Source organism: Methanolobus vulcani, from assembly GCF_006546655.1.
Lineage (GTDB): Archaea > Halobacteriota > Methanosarcinia > Methanosarcinales > Methanosarcinaceae > Methanolobus > Methanolobus vulcani_A.
In genome coordinates this window covers 19,140-34,275 of sequence record NZ_VIAQ01000019.1, presented here as the reverse complement: position 1 = coordinate 34,275, position 15,136 = coordinate 19,140, and the positions used below count along the sequence as shown (strand labels likewise).

The following is a 15,136-nucleotide window of genomic DNA, read 5'->3' as shown; positions in this document are numbered from 1 at the left end:
AATTCACCTTTTATGCAGATACAGCCGTACCAATTATGTGTCCATTCTTGTAGTCTTTTAGGTATATAGGTTCTTCACATACCGGTTCAGATGGGCCACAGTAACACCTAATTTCCTCTTCCTTTATGAGTGGATCTACCTTTAAATTTGCCTCAAGGAACTCTTCATCTTCATCTTCCATGTCGGCAAACATGAAACTGTTAATCATAGATGCATTGATTAGCATCTTTACCAAGTCATTTTTCTTGAGTTGGTATGTCTTCATGGTTCCTGCTTCTTCCTTTACTTCTATCAATCCATTTAGGATCATATCAGGAAGCTTTTGATTCACCATGCCTCTGGAAACTCCTGCACATCTTGCGATTTGTGATTGGTTGTAATTAGAATCCAGATTGCTTGCCAAGAAGTCAAATATTTTGATTGCAGTCGTCGAACCAAAAATGTCTTCAAGTGCCATGACATTTATCCTCCTATGTTTTCAGTATGCGCTACCGCATTTTTTACGTACCACTAATAGTAACACATGAATGTTCATAATAATATATTATGCAATATATTATTATATATATTGCCTTAACTCCAGCAATCTTGTATAGTCCAACAAAACTATATAATTCTATTGGACAAGGTGTTCAATTGGATGAACACCATATCTTTATTTACTTTCAATTCTATTAAAAGTTTATGTCATGTGGGTTCACAAAATACGAACTATTCCTTATATGGAAAATAGCATACATGCGTAGATGGTGCCCAAGAAAACACATTAGTAAACGTGATCTTATCAAAGGAAAACCTTGTAATGATGATTACAAAAAGGCATTACATCGACTTGTGAAAGATGGTTATCTCCAAGAATATAAATCCCAAGGACGAAATGATGTATGTTTACCAAAAACTCACAAGGCAAGAGTATTAGAAATCCTAAAAGAACATGAAAGTGAATATGATTTTATTATTGGATTAGAATTCATCAGATGAGTATTCTTTCCTAATCTATATCTTGCAAGAGTATTACTTTCTTTTTGAGTTTAAGAGTTTATTTTTTACCAAAAACCTGAGTTAAAATCAAATTCCTTCTCGACTCCATACGTCGAACAATCCTTCGGTATAAGGAGCATAGGGGAGCCGGCTAAAGCGGACTCCATCGATCTTATTCCTGAGCTTCTTTTCTCAAACAGACTCCTGTTTCATCTCATCCCATGAACCATCAATTATGGCCTTTGTGATTTCACGCTGACTAAAAGAAACCCTGATAGTGTGATTTGTGAGGGATTCGGTTAACTCTTCATTCGAGCGGTCACCATAGCCTTCATGACTGCTGGTGAATGTATAGATCAACAGGTGCATGGAAGGCAGCGTATCTTCACGAATATGTTCTTCGAGTGTCAGGTTGGAACCATCAAAACTGTATGTTGGCATCGAAATTATCCACGGTTCTACAATTGCCTGTGCTTCTTCAAACGACGGCTCCAGTGCAAGTAGTCTCTGGAAATCCATGTAATCTTCAATCTGGTATAAATCTTCAAACTGGTATTCCGGGGAATCAGAATCAATGGTTACCGTATGAATATAACCATCCTGCAACACCGTAACTTCCAGTGTGCCGGAACCTATAACATCTGGCCGGATTTTCTTTGCCTCTGAAGAAGAACTGATCTCAAGGAAAGGCTTTCCAGTTAACATATAAGGTGGCTGCTTCCATTGATACTCTATCATTGGTCTGGTGTAATGTGCTTTGAGCTGGTGGGTGAGACTGTAAATACTGAGGTCCATGGTACTTGAATTGATCACCAATTCCTGTATTTCCATATCAGTTACCGAAGTAGTCACATATTTCATGGAAAGGATAGTAGCGTTTTCCGATATTGTAAATTTATCCTGTTCCGTGCATCCTGAACTCGCCAGGAATAAAAGAACCAACATCATAATTATTCTTGTTTTATTCATAAATAAATGACCAATCATCTGGTATATAGGACTTTGCAAATCTGAGAATAATTTGGGTTCAGATATCTATCAGAATAATATGGTCACCATTGTTCACAATTGTTCATCGCTATCAAGCGCCCGCCATAGCTGCAAATGAGTTTGAAGTTTAGACAATTGTTTAATATGTGCAAGTCTTTCTATTAATTGCAATAACCGGTCATGATCACCGGTAGGAAGGCAATTAGAGGAGGATATAACATGTCATCTGACACTAAAAACGATAAATCATACATCGCTGTCATTGCACTATCCGTAGTGCTGGTGGTGATGTCACTAACAATCTATGCCATCTCACAGGATGGTGCTGAACAAACTACAGCAGACACAATTACCATGAGCGGATATGCCGAACAGAAGGTCGTCCCTGACACCGCCTCATTAAGTATAGGCGTTGTAATCCAGTCCGAAACAGCACAGGAAGCATCTGACGAGAATGCTGCCATCATGAGCGCTGTCATATCAGGACTCAAAGAACTCGGTCTTGAAGACAAAGAAATACAGACATCCTATGTTTCAGTGTATCCGGTCTACAATTATGACGGGGAACGAACCATCACAGGTTATTCCGCATCCAACAGCGTACAGGTCACAACCACAAAGCTCGATTACCTGAGCGATATCATAGACAACTCAACTGCATCAGGAGCCAACCAGATAGGAAGTATCTCCTTCACAGTCTCTGACGACATGCAGGAGCAGCTCCGTGATGAGCTTGTAGGTGAAGCCGTAGATAATGCAAGAACAAAGGCCGATGAACTCGCAGACAACCTGGGTCTTAAGATCACAGGCGTGCAGACCGCATCTATGTATGAGAACGGTGACACTGGCATCTATTATGGAAGGTATGTCGTGGAAGAAGCAGCAATGGATGCAGGTGGAATTTCCACACCAATAGAACCCGGTGAGTCCACAGTTTCAATGTCAGTAGACGTAACATACTACATTGGGTAAATATTATGATGTAGGATACAGGACTTAACCATTCAAAGAGCGATTATAAAAACGACCCTACCAACCACTCCACTCGGGAGTTGCATAAAAACGAATATTCCTTTGCAACTCCCTCCCTTTCTATTCCTCTCTTTTTACAAGTCTGAAAGAGCTTTTATATATTCAATTACTGATTAACCAAAATGAGTAACTGGGAGTTCTTAATACCTTATCTTGAACATCTGTCATATCTTGGTATTTTTATAACTCTCGGCTTTCTGGGGCATTTCATTCCACTGCCCGAAGAGGTTCTTCTACTCATCGTAGGCTATATTGTCAGTCTTGGATTTGGAAACCTCTGGATAGTGATTGTTGTCAGCCTGATGGCAGGTGCTTCCGGTGATATTTTGCTCTACTGGCTCAGCAGGAACGGCAATAAATTACTCTCACGGTTCGATAACAACAAAGATAAGAAAACGATTGCCCGGTATGAGGATTTAATGGAACATCACGGTGGGAAAACCATTTTTACATTTCGCCTTATAGTAGGTCTGCGTGTTTTCGGTCCCGTAGTTGCAGGCTCTGCAAAAGTTCCTTGGCGCAAATTTGTTTTTTACGACCTGCTGGCTTTATTGGTATTTTACCCATTTTTGATAACCACAGGATACATTTTCCATAGTAACCTTCAAAACCTGATAACTGATATCAGTATCCTCGGTCATGTCATCTTTTTTGCTGTAGTTGGATTATTCACAATAATTTTGAGTCTCTATCATAAAAAGATCTTCTCACACTGAATTCAACAGGATTTAATTTCCGATTCTATCAATTTTCCATCTCTTCAACCAGCAACCTTACAGCCCCCGGTCCATTCAGTTCCACTGCCAGCTCCCGCATTTCAGTAAGCTTCTTTTTATACTTTTCATCATCAATAAGTACCCTGATATTCTCAAGTATCACGTCAGGAGATGTGGAATAGTCCAGCATCTTTCCAAGACCATCTTCCTCGATAACAAGAGCGTTGTTCTGCTGTTCGCTGTGTTTCTGGTCAGGAACAGTTATCATAGGAACTCCGAAACTCAGAGCTTCCATCATGGTACTATGGCCTCCGGGAGCAATAACAAGATCTGAAGCTTTCATGTATGGGAACTGGTCATCAATGAATTTCAGTATTGTAACATTCTCCGGCAGTGTTCCAAGACTTGCAGGGTCAACACTTGGGCCCGAAAGTAAAGTGTAATTGATTGATTTATCCATGCCTGCAGCTTCAATGACCTTTCTAAAAATAGGTTCGCGGTATCCGAATCCACCAACAGTGCAAAGCACGTGAGGTTTTTCCAATTCTTTGGCAATTGTTTCTTCAAAGGTCTTTCCAATGAGTGGGCCACTGAAAAACACTTTTTTCCATGTTTTTTCCTTAAAATCCAGATTCTTTCTGCATACCGCGTGTGGCAGAGGGAAATCAGGAATTATCACTTTGTCAGCCATCTTGAACATACCGGTGTAGAACTTTTTCACAAGCTCGGCCAGTATCTTGCTTGAAACACCCTTGCCCTTGAAGAATTCTTCCATATTTGACTGGTTGACAATCAAATAGCATGGAATGCTGCGGGATTTAGCGCTTAACATTCCCATGAAATAACTATCTGAGATAACTACATCGGGCTTTGTTCTTTTGAGAAATTTGCGTATCTTTATTATGCCGAGGAACTGCCCTCTCTTGAAAGTTGCAAGAATTGACTTTTTCAGATTCAGTGAACCTGCCTTGCCGACAAGGGTTATCTCCGAGGGAACCATGTGGGTTTTAAATCCCTTACGTTCAATCAGTTCCCTGGAATATCCGTAAGCTCCGAAATGCACATCGTGCCCTGCAGAAACAAGCTCCTTGCCAATGGATATACACCTGCTGGTATGTCCAAGACCTTCGCCGCAGACAAATATCATTACTTTCATCTTAACACCAAAAAAACAGCCAGCTCAAAAACTGACCGGTGTTCATACGTTTTGATCTTTTAAAAATACTATTACCCGGGCTAATTCTTCAAAAGTTTGTTTTTCAAAAAGAGGATGTGCTATTGCACATTAACTGTTCACAACACGTCCGATTCTGGAAACCTGTGGCTGTTTTGATATCCTGTACAACAGGAAAGGTAAACCAGAAACAAAGAACTGCTGTGCAAGGTGCATTGTCATATTGTAAATGTGAGGGTGTTTGACCCTGTTCTCTCTGCCAACGAGGTTGACCACTCTATCGAATACCTCCACTCCAGTAGAGTAGTCACCCTCATGTGGCATACGTTTTTCCATGTTAAAGATAAGTTCTACCCATGCATTCATTTCATGGCTGATGTGTTTCCATATTGGCTCATCGATCATCATATAAGACCTGCCTTTCTCGATGTTTTTGAAATACTCTCTGAAAGTATCTCCTTTTGCAAGAGTATGGACTCTTCCAATCCTGCCTGTGTGGCTGTCAGTTGTCACAGCCATTCCTTTCCTGTAACGCTGTGCCAGCACCATTGAGAAGAAGTTCTTCTGCTTTAGGTCCTGCATGTTATATTCGATCACCGGAAAATGTTTTGCAAGCTCAGGCACAGCCATGATGTTGGGCTTTTCTCCCGGTTTGAACCAGAACGGGTGGTTGTACATGTGCAGGATGTCATTATCCCTGAAGTAGTCAAGAAGCATATAGACATCCTGCTTTTTCTGTACAATTGTTTCCATCTCTGAATATTGTGATTTATCAAATTCAAAAGCATTGATGTGTACCGTGTGTCCAACATTTTGCATGTCGCTAATTGATAATTCCACTCCCGTACTTAGTTTGTCCCTATTCCATCCCATTCTGTCATATGCTTTCACAGTGTCGTGGTCTGTAAAAGTCACAAAATCAAGGCCATCTGCTAACCCTTTTTTGAAAAGATTTTCCGGCTTTGTGAATTTACATGCCGGCACATCGTATGAACAGGTAGTATGGACATGCATATCTGCTTTACACCACCCATTTTCAAGAAGTTCTGTTGCTCTGTCGGATGCAATTATTTTTTGTATAGTATTATCCTGTTTGCGGAACATCCTGTTACTCCTGTCTGATGTTGTTGATGTCAAATCTTCATTTTTTGTAAATTCTGTTTCTGATGTTTTCATTTGTATATGTTTATACTCAAAAATAAATAGATAATCTATATCTTCTATAGATTTCTTCATTCTCTATATAATAAACAATTATATATTTATCAATCTCTTCTATAAATATGAGTGAATACCAGATAAGTCCTGATAAACGTATGATCTTCTTGATTTTCGTGTGTGGGGAAGGACTGGGTCACACCGGAAGATGCATTTCCCTTGCATCTGAAATGCTGAATGCAGGTCATACGGTCTTCATAGGGGCCTATGGTTATTCACAAAAATTAATCGAAGAGTCAGGATATATTGTTGAGGAAATTCCTCAGGAGCTTCGACTCTGCGGTAAAAAAGGTTCACTTGATCTTAAGAGTTCTATACTTTCAACAGCAAAAGGAATTTCCCTGAGCAACATTAATTCAGTTACTCGATTAATAGAAAGGACAAAGCCTGATTTTGTGATATCTGACGGGTACTACAACGGAATCATAGCAGCCAAAAGAAAAAAAGTCCCTGTATGTATTATAGTCAACCAGTCAAGTATGCAGGATTTTTTCAGGGACAAGGGTTTTTTAATAGGGTCTGTGGGATTTGCTGTAAAAAAATTCTATACATGGATCTACAGGAATGTAAATATGATATTCGTTCCTGATTTTGCTCCGCCTTTTACTATCTGTGGTTCTAATCTTTCATTTCCTGATGAAGTAAAGGATAAAATAATATTCAGCGGTCCGGTACTCAGGAAAAAATACAATAAGGTCATTCCAATAAAAGACCTGAAGCGCCCACATGTGCTTTGCAGTATAGGAGGTTTCGGTTATCGTCTCCAGATATTCAAAACGCTGCTTGTGGCTGCAAAAATGGATGAAAGCATCAATTACACTCTGATAGGTGGACCTGACCTGGACTATGATCTTTTAGAAGATGTTCCTGAAAATGTGGACATTCGCCGTCTTATACCAGATCCATTCCCTTATTACCGGTCAGTGGATGTGGTTATCTGCACAGGAGGTCATGGAACTATTACAGAATCTCTCAGTTATGGACTTCCTGTTATCTCATTCCCTGACAAATCTCATAATGAACAGGAAAATAATGCGCAGTTCATTGAAGATAATGGGTATGGTAAAAGATTCTCCTATTCCGTAACACCTGAGGAGCTTTTGCAGGCTATCCGCTCTCTTATAGACGATGAAAAATATAGGTCAAATGTGTCTGCATTAAGAGAACAGGCATTGATGAGTCATGGTCCGACTTTCATAAGAGAAAGACTTGAGGAGTATTTGTCCTCAGTTTCCGATGATCATTCTCATCAGCAACTCTATTAATCTGAATAATTCTTTGTGGTCATGCAGGACTATGTCGGCATGTTCGAGTTCTTTCCTTGTAAGGTAGGTGGGTATGCTTACTGTGAATATTCCTGCATTTTTTGCAGATTCAACGCCAAGAATCGCATTCTCAACCACCATGCAGTTTTCTTTGTTGATGCCAAGCATTTCAACAGCTTTATTGTATGGATCAGGCGCAGGCTTTCCATTTTCAGTATCATCACCACTGACGATTACCTCAAAGATTCCGGGGAAATATTGCTCCATCATCATTTCCACGATCTTCCTGTCGGAACCTGAAACAACCGCAAGCCTGAATTTTCCATTGATCTGTCGGAGTATATCATTAACACCATCAAAAAGAGCGACATTGTCTCTGTCAAAAAGCTGATGTTTTCTTGCAGTTACTGTTGTGAGTATTGATTCCATGTCTAAGGAATCATTTTTATTCATACTCATGACTCTTTTTATTATTCCTGAATCATTTTCGCCTTCAAGGGCGAATATGTCTCTTTCATCTATGTTTATTCCAACTTCCATAAACGCATTTTTCCATGCCTGTGCATGCAGGTGCATGGAGTCGATGAGTATCCCGTCCATATCAAATATAAAAGCTTCAATCACAAATGAGACTCTGAATAGGCATATATCTAGTTAATCCAGGGTTCAATCATAGATTATAAAATCTATATATTTTTCATGAAATGAACCATAATACTCTTTAAACTTCCAGAACAATTTACCATTATGGATAAAGGCGGGGCAATTTTTGCTTTGTTGACGGTGTTTGCTGTCATGCTTGGTTCATGGTTTTTTGCAGGGATGCACGTTTCAATGACAACGGAAGAGGTTGGATACAAGGTACTGTACGAATTGGAGGAAAATACTGAGGTAAGGGAGTATGGGGAAATGGCTGTTGTTTCCACATCATCAAATGATATTGATGATGCTTTTTCTGTACTTTCATCTTATATTTCCGGTAATAATGCAGAGAAGGAGAAAATCGAAATGACATATCCGCTAATCATATTTGAGGATGAAAATCTTGTAAATATGTCATTTATACTTCCTCGGATGTATGATGCAGACAATGCACCTCCACCTGTCAATCCTGAAATCAAAATACAGAGTATTCCAGCAAGAAAGGTGGCTGTGATTGAATTTTCAGGATATGCAAAAGATGAGATTATTGGAGAAAAGCGTTCAGATCTCAGCCTGCAACTTGATGAAAACGGCATTGTACCTAAAGAAGACTTTTTCCAGATGCGCTACAATCCTCCGTGGATTCCTCCCGCACTGATGCACAATGAAATTGTTATTGAGGTGGAATAATTGGCAAAGAAATACGGATTATCTTTGTTCATATTCAGACGTGACCTCCGTGTTGATGATAATACTGCTCTAAATCTTGCAATGGAAAGCTCTGATATGGTGATTCCATGCTTTATTTTCGACCCAGGGCTTGCTGATGAAAAAAGAAAAAATTTCAATCATAATGCTTTCCAGTTTCTGCTGGAATGTCTTGAAGACCTGAGTCAACAGTTGAAATTCAGAAATGGAATTTTGTTTTTATTCTCCGTTCTTCCTGAAGATATCATTATGGAACTTAAAATCAAACATGGAATTGAAGCTGTTTTTTTCAACAAGGACTACACGCCTTTTAGCAGAAAACGTGATGATGCGATTCTTAATACCTGCGAGGATTTAGATATTGATCTTATATGCTGTCATGATGTTTTATTGCACGAGCCCGGTACTGTGCTTACAAAGGAAGGAAAGACCTATTCTGTGTTTTCCCAGTTTTTCAAAAAGGCTTCAAAAAGGGAGATTCCATTGCCAGCAATGCAGGAGGGGGGTAAATTCTATTCAGGCAATCTGGCTGTATCTCGTGTTTCGCTCTCTGATTTTTCAATAGACAGGAATCCGTCTCTTTTTACAAAAGGTGGCAGAAGCCATGCTCTTTCAATTCTTCAGGAAATAAGTGATTTCAAAAATTATGATGATGAACGCGACTATCCATCAATAACTGGCACTACCGGACTTTCGGCTCATAATAAACTGGGAACAATTTCAATAAGGGAATTCTATCACTATGTAAAAAGTGAATTAGGTCCGAATCATACTCTGATAAATGAACTTCATTGGCGTGATTTCTTTACTCATATTGCTGCTGCTCATCCTTATGTTTTCACGGACGCTTTTAAGAAGAAATTCGATTTGCTTTCCTGGTCAGGTGATGAAGAGCTATTTGATGCATGGTGCAAGGGACAAACAGGTTTTCCAATTGTTGATGCGGGAATGAAAGAACTCAATACTACCGGATATATGCATAACCGTGTGAGGATGATAGTCTCATCTTTCCTTGTAAAGGACTTGCATATTGATTGGAAATGGGGTGAACGATATTTTGCCAGCAAACTTGTAGATTATGATCCTTGCGTAAATAATGGTAACTGGCAGTGGGCTGCATCAACGGGTGCGGATTCGCAACCATATTTCAGGATATTCAACCCGTGGCTGCAGCAGAAGAAGTTCGATCCTGAGTGTCTGTATATTAAAAAATGGATTCCAGAGTTGGAAGGTCTTTCACCAAAAGCCATTCATTCTATGGATAAGGGACAGCAGCTTCTTGGAGTGGATTATCCGCAGCCTATTGTGAATCATTCTAAGGAAAGGAACGTGGCACTTGCAGCTTTTAAGTCAATCGGATAATTGTAGAATCAGGATTCAGAACTAGAAAAATATGTTATTATACGTAACATTAATATGTCAGTGTGTTATCTGTTAGTTGCTTCTTTTGCGGGGGTTGCCCAGCCTGGCCAAAGGCGCAGGGCTTAGGACCATATTCATAGGGCTTCATAGCATTTCTATGAAAAATAGATATCTCATTGCGTAATATTAATATGTGAACAATATATTTAATGACTACTCTTTTGTGCGGGGGTTGCCCAGCTTGGCCAAAGGCGATGGGCTTAGGACCCATTCTCGTAGGAGTTCGTGCGTTCGAATCGCACCTCCCGCATCACTTACCTTGTTACAGTGGATTTTGATTTTAAATGAACTAACGGAAGAATTTATCTTAATGCATTGTCAGTTTCAATCCTTGTTTTAGTGGATCTTGATTTTGAATGTTATTATGAAGTTGTTGTTTCATCTGAAACTAATTGTTTCAATCCTTGTTTTAGTGGATCTTGATTTTGAATTCAGGAATGGCTTGCTGGTGCTGTTATCTGTATGACGTTTCAATCCTTGTTTTAGTGGATCTTGATTTTGAATCCATCCATTCCCCGATATTGAAAAACATCCTCTAGTTTCAATCCTTGTTTTAGTGGATCTTGATTTTGAATTTAGTACTTGTTACCATGTTATACCTCCGTAATCAGTGTTTCAATCCTTGTTTTAGTGGATCTTGATTTTGAATTCTTGCCTGGTATACTGTGCCCTCATAACCTCGGCAGTTTCAATCCTTGTTTTAGTGGATCTTGATTTTGAATCAGCCATGTAAGCCACCTCAAAAACGAGTATGTAAGTTTCAATCCTTGTTTTAGTGGATCTTGATTTTGAATCCGCCTGTAAAAGACATGGGTGCAACTCCCAGAATGGTTTCAATCCTTGTTTTAATGGATCTTGATTTTGAATTTTTGATAAAAAAAAGAGAGCTTAAGCTACTCCGTTGTTTCAATCCTTGTTTTAATGGATCTTGATTTTGAATAACTTGCCTGCATTTTCTGGATATTTTACTATTTTTCGTTTCAATCCTTGTTTTAATGGATCTTGATTTTGAATATGAAACAAGAAGAAATAGACAGAATGATCGAAGGGCTGTTTCAATCCTTGTTTTAATGGATCTTGATTTTGAATGGCTGAGGGGGATTATATCTATTATCTATGTTCTGAGTTTCAATCCTTGTTTTAATGGATCTTGATTTTGAATCATCCTTCTCAATGGATGCCCCGGAAGGCTATTTTAGTTTCAATCCTTGTTTTAATGGATCTTGATTTTGAATTCTGAGCTTACCGTCAAGCTTCCTCAATCTTTTTTGTTTCAATCCTTGTTTTAATGGATCTTGATTTTGAATAGGCTGAATCTAAATGTTCGGCATAGGAAAAGCAAGTTTCAATCCTTGTTTTAATGGATCTTGATTTTGAATTCTCAAGGATTCAATGAGGAGATGATAATACGGCAAGTTTCAATCCTTGTTTTAATGGATCTTGATTTTGAATGAATACCCGGGATCCTGAACAGGATTTATAAAAATAGTTTCAATCCTTGTTTTAATGGATCTTGATTTTGAATAAGAATTTCGTCAAAATGTCACGTGTGGAGATGAACGTTTCAATCCTTGTTTTAATGGATCTTGATTTTGAATGTGGAAGCTCTGCCAGCTGTGGAAGTGAAGGACCAGTTTCAATCCTTGTTTTAATGGATCTTGATTTTGAATCCTTTTATATGTTCTTTAACTTCTTCTTATTATGTCGTTTCAATCCTTGTTTTAATGGATCTTGATTTTGAATCGGTGGTGCAGAAGAAAAGATTAATAGTATCAAGGAGTTTCAATCCTTGTTTTAATGGATCTTGATTTTGAATAGTAAACAGATCGGATAGCTAAGAATAGGGTTAGAAGTTTCAATCCTTGTTTTAATGGATCTTGATTTTGAATTCATAGTACTCTATGTACTCTATGATAATCTATAATAGTTTCAATCCTTGTTTTAATGGATCTTGATTTTGAATATTTTTTTCCTGTTTCTTCCATCCAAACTAAAATGTTTCAATCCTTGTTTTAATGGATCTTGATTTTGAATTTTCTTATATATCAGATAACCGGCACCGGCAACAGCGTTTCAATCCTTGTTTTAATGGATCTTGATTTTGAATTATTCTTTCAGTTCGTCAGTTTCAGGACATCCTGAATGTTTCAATCCTTGTTTTAATGGATCTTGATTTTGAATCTACAACTGAAAGCCTTAGAAATAAGGTCGCAGCCAGTTTCAATCCTTGTTTTAATGGATCTTGATTTTGAATTGAAGCTGCTAGAGCTTTACAGGTTTTCTTGAAGATGTTTCAATCCTTGTTTTAATGGATCTTGATTTTGAATCATTCGCGAATGTAAGAGGGCATTCAAATACGATGGTTTCAATCCTTGTTTTAATGGATCTTGATTTTGAATACTATGTTCGAGGGGATATCCTTGAAAGTAGGACTGTTTCAATCCTTGTTTTAATGGATCTTGATTTTGAATCCTGCTGCTGCTTTTGTTGCAATGTACTATCTTGTAGGTTTCAATCCTTGTTTTAATGGATCTTGATTTTGAATTTAATATGGTTGCGTAGTGTCCTTTCAGGGATAGCGTTTCAATCCTTGTTTTAATGGATCTTGATTTTGAATTAGTTCTGAGCTTATGTAATTGACACCGTATGTTTTGGTTTCAATCCTTGTTTTAATGGATCTTGATTTTGAATTGGATACTCATCATCCTCGGATATTCCATGATAATCGTTTCAATCCTTGTTTTAATGGATCTTGATTTTGAATATTCACAGAACGCAATTATTATAAGTAGAGTTTCAGTTTCAATCCTTGTTTTAATGGATCTTGATTTTGAATAGTGGTACTGTTTTTTAAGCCGGAGATATCTTTTTCGTTTCAATCCTTGTTTTAATGGATCTTGATTTTGAATTCTTATCAATTCCTTTCATCAAATCACTCCTCCAAGGTTTCAATCCTTGTTTTAATGGATCTTGATTTTGAATAGGTTCAAAAGATGTGTTCCGAAACGATCCTTAGGGTTTCAATCCTTGTTTTAATGGATCTTGATTTTGAATGTTTAAGTCTCAGTTCAAAATGAAGAAATGAGGCGGTGTTTCAATCCTTGTTTTAATGGATCTTGATTTTGAATAGGAAGCAATTGCAGATGGAACCTGGAAAGATAGCCGTTTCAATCCTTGTTTTAATGGATCTTGATTTTGAATATCATCGGCATCGACAGATACGTCGTCTTCATCGGGTTTCAATCCTTGTTTTAATGGATCTTGATTTTGAATCATCAGTATTAAGGTTCAATCCCCTCCAATTACTAGTTTCAATCCTTGTTTTAATGGATCTTGATTTTGAATCATCCTCTGTGAGGTTCCTTTCAGTGTCAAGATAAGTTTCAATCCTTGTTTTAATGGATCTTGATTTTGAATCCCTTCTCTTGCCATCACCATTACACAAAAGCATGTTTCAATCCTTGTTTTAATGGATCTTGATTTTGAATCGGACTCACAATGCTATATATTGTGGTCGAATTACTGTTTCAATCCTTGTTTTAATGGATCTTGATTTTGAATTGTGAGTGCCACGGTCTTCCACTTACCCGTCTCTCTGTTTCAATCCTTGTTTTAATGGATCTTGATTTTGAATCGAAGACATTGCACGTAAGAACGTGCGTGTAAATGGTTTCAATCCTTGTTTTAATGGATCTTGATTTTGAATGATTTTCCTGTCTTCGGTGTAATCATTTACAATCTGTTTCAATCCTTGTTTTAATGGATCTTGATTTTGAATCCGGGTAGCCCACATTGTTTTACCTCTCCTAACTGTTTCAATCCTTGTTTTAATGGATCTTGATTTTGAATTTGGGTGTAGGTGATGGGATGATCAAGAGGTTTCATTGTTTCAATCCTTGTTTTAATGGATCTTGATTTTGAATACGTCCTGGGACACCAGGCAAACACCAGCACACGTGGTTTCAATCCTTGTTTTAATGGATCTTGATTTTGAATCACTCGCGGATGCAGAGGCAACCAGACAATTACTCTAGTTTCAATCCTTGTTTTAATGGATCTTGATTTTGAATATTTGTCTATATTGTGAATAGTTGTTGAATTCCATTAGTTTCAATCCTTGTTTTAATGGATCTTGATTTTGAATGTTATCTTCATCACCCAGAATACCACAGTGAGTTAAGTTTCAATCCTTGTTTTAATGGATCTTGATTTTGAATATCAAAGGCCGTAAAGAAGTCACCCATTATCGAAGTGTTTCAATCCTTGTTTTAATGGATCTTGATTTTGAATTGCAGGTTCAAGCAGAACACCCTTATCAGTTTCCGGTTTCAATCCTTGTTTTAATGGATCTTGATTTTGAATGAGGCTGAATCTACATGTTCGGTATAGGAAGAACAAGTTTCAATCCTTGTTTTAATGGATCTTGATTTTGAATGCCACGATTTCCGCGAGGGTGATTTCTAGCTCGAACTGTTTCAATCCTTGTTTTAATGGATCTTGATTTTGAATAAATGGCATAAGCAGTCTTGTCTTCAAGGTACAAGAGGTTTCAATCCTTGTTTTAATGGATCTTGATTTTGAATTTCTTGGGTTGGAACTCGTCATCTGTTCACGAATACAGTTTCAATCCTTGTTTTAATGGATCTTGATTTTGAATGTAAATGGTATCCATGCACCGATTGCGGATACGATCTGTTTCAATCCTTGTTTTAATGGATCTTGATTTTGAATTCTATGAGATTGATCTGTTTCTCATCCACGAAGAGGAGTTTCAATCCTTGTTTTAATGGATCTTGATTTTGAATCGTACTCACAGTAGCATATATTGTGGTCGAATTGCTGTTTCAATCCTTGTTTTAATGGATCTTGATTTTGAATCACGGAAGTTGATGTTGTGGACGGTATTGTTAACAGTTTCAATCCTTGTTTTAATGGATCTTGATTTTGAATCATATTTCAGGAACATTACCGGATGCACCATCGATAGT

At 37.9% G+C, this 15,136-nt stretch carries 10 protein-coding genes, 1 tRNA gene and 1 CRISPR repeat array (1 of these 12 running past the window's edge); of the genes, 6 read left to right on the top strand and 5 right to left on the bottom strand.

All coding sequences use genetic code 11. From position 1 onward, the window contains the following. Nucleotides 1-10: 10 nt before the first annotated feature. Nucleotides 11-457, bottom strand: a complete 447-nt coding sequence (locus FKV42_RS11495; RefSeq protein ID WP_154810436.1) for a hypothetical protein — start codon at nucleotides 455-457, stop codon at nucleotides 11-13. Between the two features lie 716 nt (nucleotides 458-1,173). After that, complete coding sequence (locus FKV42_RS11490; RefSeq protein WP_154810434.1) at nucleotides 1,174-1,950, bottom strand: hypothetical protein; 777 nt, start codon at nucleotides 1,948-1,950, stop codon at nucleotides 1,174-1,176. A 240-nt stretch (nucleotides 1,951-2,190) separates the two neighbouring features. On the opposite strand from FKV42_RS11490, the gene FKV42_RS11485 reads away from it, so the two are divergent. Next, a complete protein-coding gene (locus FKV42_RS11485; protein ID WP_154810432.1) occupies nucleotides 2,191-2,943 on the top strand; it encodes an SIMPL domain-containing protein in 753 nt (250 codons plus the stop codon). A gap of 182 nt (nucleotides 2,944-3,125) precedes the next feature. Further along, nucleotides 3,126-3,719, top strand: coding sequence for a DedA family protein (locus FKV42_RS11480; protein ID WP_154810430.1), 594 nt, complete (start codon nucleotides 3,126-3,128; stop codon nucleotides 3,717-3,719). Between the two features lie 28 nt (nucleotides 3,720-3,747). On the opposite strand, the gene FKV42_RS11475 is transcribed toward FKV42_RS11480, so the two are convergent. Both FKV42_RS11475 and FKV42_RS11470 read right to left on the bottom strand, forming a co-directional pair. Further along, a complete protein-coding gene (locus FKV42_RS11475; RefSeq protein ID WP_154810428.1) occupies nucleotides 3,748-4,875 on the bottom strand; it encodes a UDP-N-acetylglucosamine--N-acetylmuramyl-(pentapeptide) pyrophosphoryl-undecaprenol N-acetylglucosamine transferase in 1,128 nt (375 codons plus the stop codon). A 129-nt stretch (nucleotides 4,876-5,004) separates the two neighbouring features. Beyond that, nucleotides 5,005-6,069, bottom strand: a complete 1,065-nt coding sequence (locus tag FKV42_RS11470; RefSeq protein WP_230375669.1) for a PHP domain-containing protein — start codon at nucleotides 6,067-6,069, stop codon at nucleotides 5,005-5,007. Nucleotides 6,070-6,176: 107 nt separating this feature from the next. Between FKV42_RS11470 and FKV42_RS11465 the strand changes: the two genes are divergently transcribed. Next, nucleotides 6,177-7,376 (top strand): UDP-N-acetylglucosamine--N-acetylmuramyl-(pentapeptide) pyrophosphoryl-undecaprenol N-acetylglucosamine transferase, encoded by a 1,200-nt coding sequence (locus FKV42_RS11465; protein ID WP_230375667.1) that lies wholly within the window; start codon nucleotides 6,177-6,179, stop codon nucleotides 7,374-7,376. Here the strand turns inward: FKV42_RS11465 and FKV42_RS11460 are convergent. Further along, a complete protein-coding gene (locus FKV42_RS11460; RefSeq protein ID WP_154810426.1) occupies nucleotides 7,338-8,000 on the bottom strand; it encodes an HAD family hydrolase in 663 nt (220 codons plus the stop codon). The genes FKV42_RS11465 and FKV42_RS11460 overlap by 39 nt on opposite strands. A gap of 123 nt (nucleotides 8,001-8,123) precedes the next feature. On the opposite strand from FKV42_RS11460, the gene FKV42_RS11455 reads away from it, so the two are divergent. From FKV42_RS11455 to FKV42_RS11445, 3 genes are all read left to right on the top strand, one after another. Continuing rightward, the gene (locus tag FKV42_RS11455; RefSeq protein ID WP_154810424.1) at nucleotides 8,124-8,708 is read left to right on the top strand and encodes an SOUL family heme-binding protein; all 585 of its coding nucleotides are present in this window, start codon (nucleotides 8,124-8,126) and stop codon (nucleotides 8,706-8,708) included. Then, nucleotides 8,709-10,088, top strand: coding sequence for a cryptochrome/photolyase family protein (locus FKV42_RS11450; RefSeq protein ID WP_154810422.1), 1,380 nt, complete (start codon nucleotides 8,709-8,711; stop codon nucleotides 10,086-10,088). 225 nt (nucleotides 10,089-10,313) lie between these two features. After that, nucleotides 10,314-10,398, top strand: a tRNA-Leu gene (locus FKV42_RS11445). Between the two features lie 71 nt (nucleotides 10,399-10,469). Continuing rightward, nucleotides 10,470-15,136: a CRISPR direct-repeat array (repeat unit 37 nt; unit sequence GTTTCAATCCTTGTTTTAATGGATCTTGATTTTGAAT) (it continues 548 nt past the right edge of the window).

What these genes read in the sequence shown, in the direction of transcription:
- FKV42_RS11475 (WP_154810428.1), bottom strand. Translation starts at nt 4,875, where the DNA reads ATGAAAGTAATGATATTTGTCTGCGGCGAAGGTCTTGGACATACCAGC.
- FKV42_RS11470 (WP_230375669.1), bottom strand. Translation starts at nt 6,069, where the DNA reads ATGAAAACATCAGAAACAGAATTTACAAAAAATGAAGATTTGACATCA.
- FKV42_RS11495 (WP_154810436.1), bottom strand. Translation starts at nt 457, where the DNA reads ATGGCACTTGAAGACATTTTTGGTTCGACGACTGCAATCAAAATATTT.
- FKV42_RS11485 (WP_154810432.1), top strand. Translation starts at nt 2,191, where the DNA reads ATGTCATCTGACACTAAAAACGATAAATCATACATCGCTGTCATTGCA.
- FKV42_RS11455 (WP_154810424.1), top strand. Translation starts at nt 8,124, where the DNA reads ATGGATAAAGGCGGGGCAATTTTTGCTTTGTTGACGGTGTTTGCTGTC.
- FKV42_RS11465 (WP_230375667.1), top strand. Translation starts at nt 6,177, where the DNA reads ATGAGTGAATACCAGATAAGTCCTGATAAACGTATGATCTTCTTGATT.
- FKV42_RS11480 (WP_154810430.1), top strand. Translation starts at nt 3,126, where the DNA reads ATGAGTAACTGGGAGTTCTTAATACCTTATCTTGAACATCTGTCATAT.
- FKV42_RS11490 (WP_154810434.1), bottom strand. Translation starts at nt 1,950, where the DNA reads ATGAATAAAACAAGAATAATTATGATGTTGGTTCTTTTATTCCTGGCG.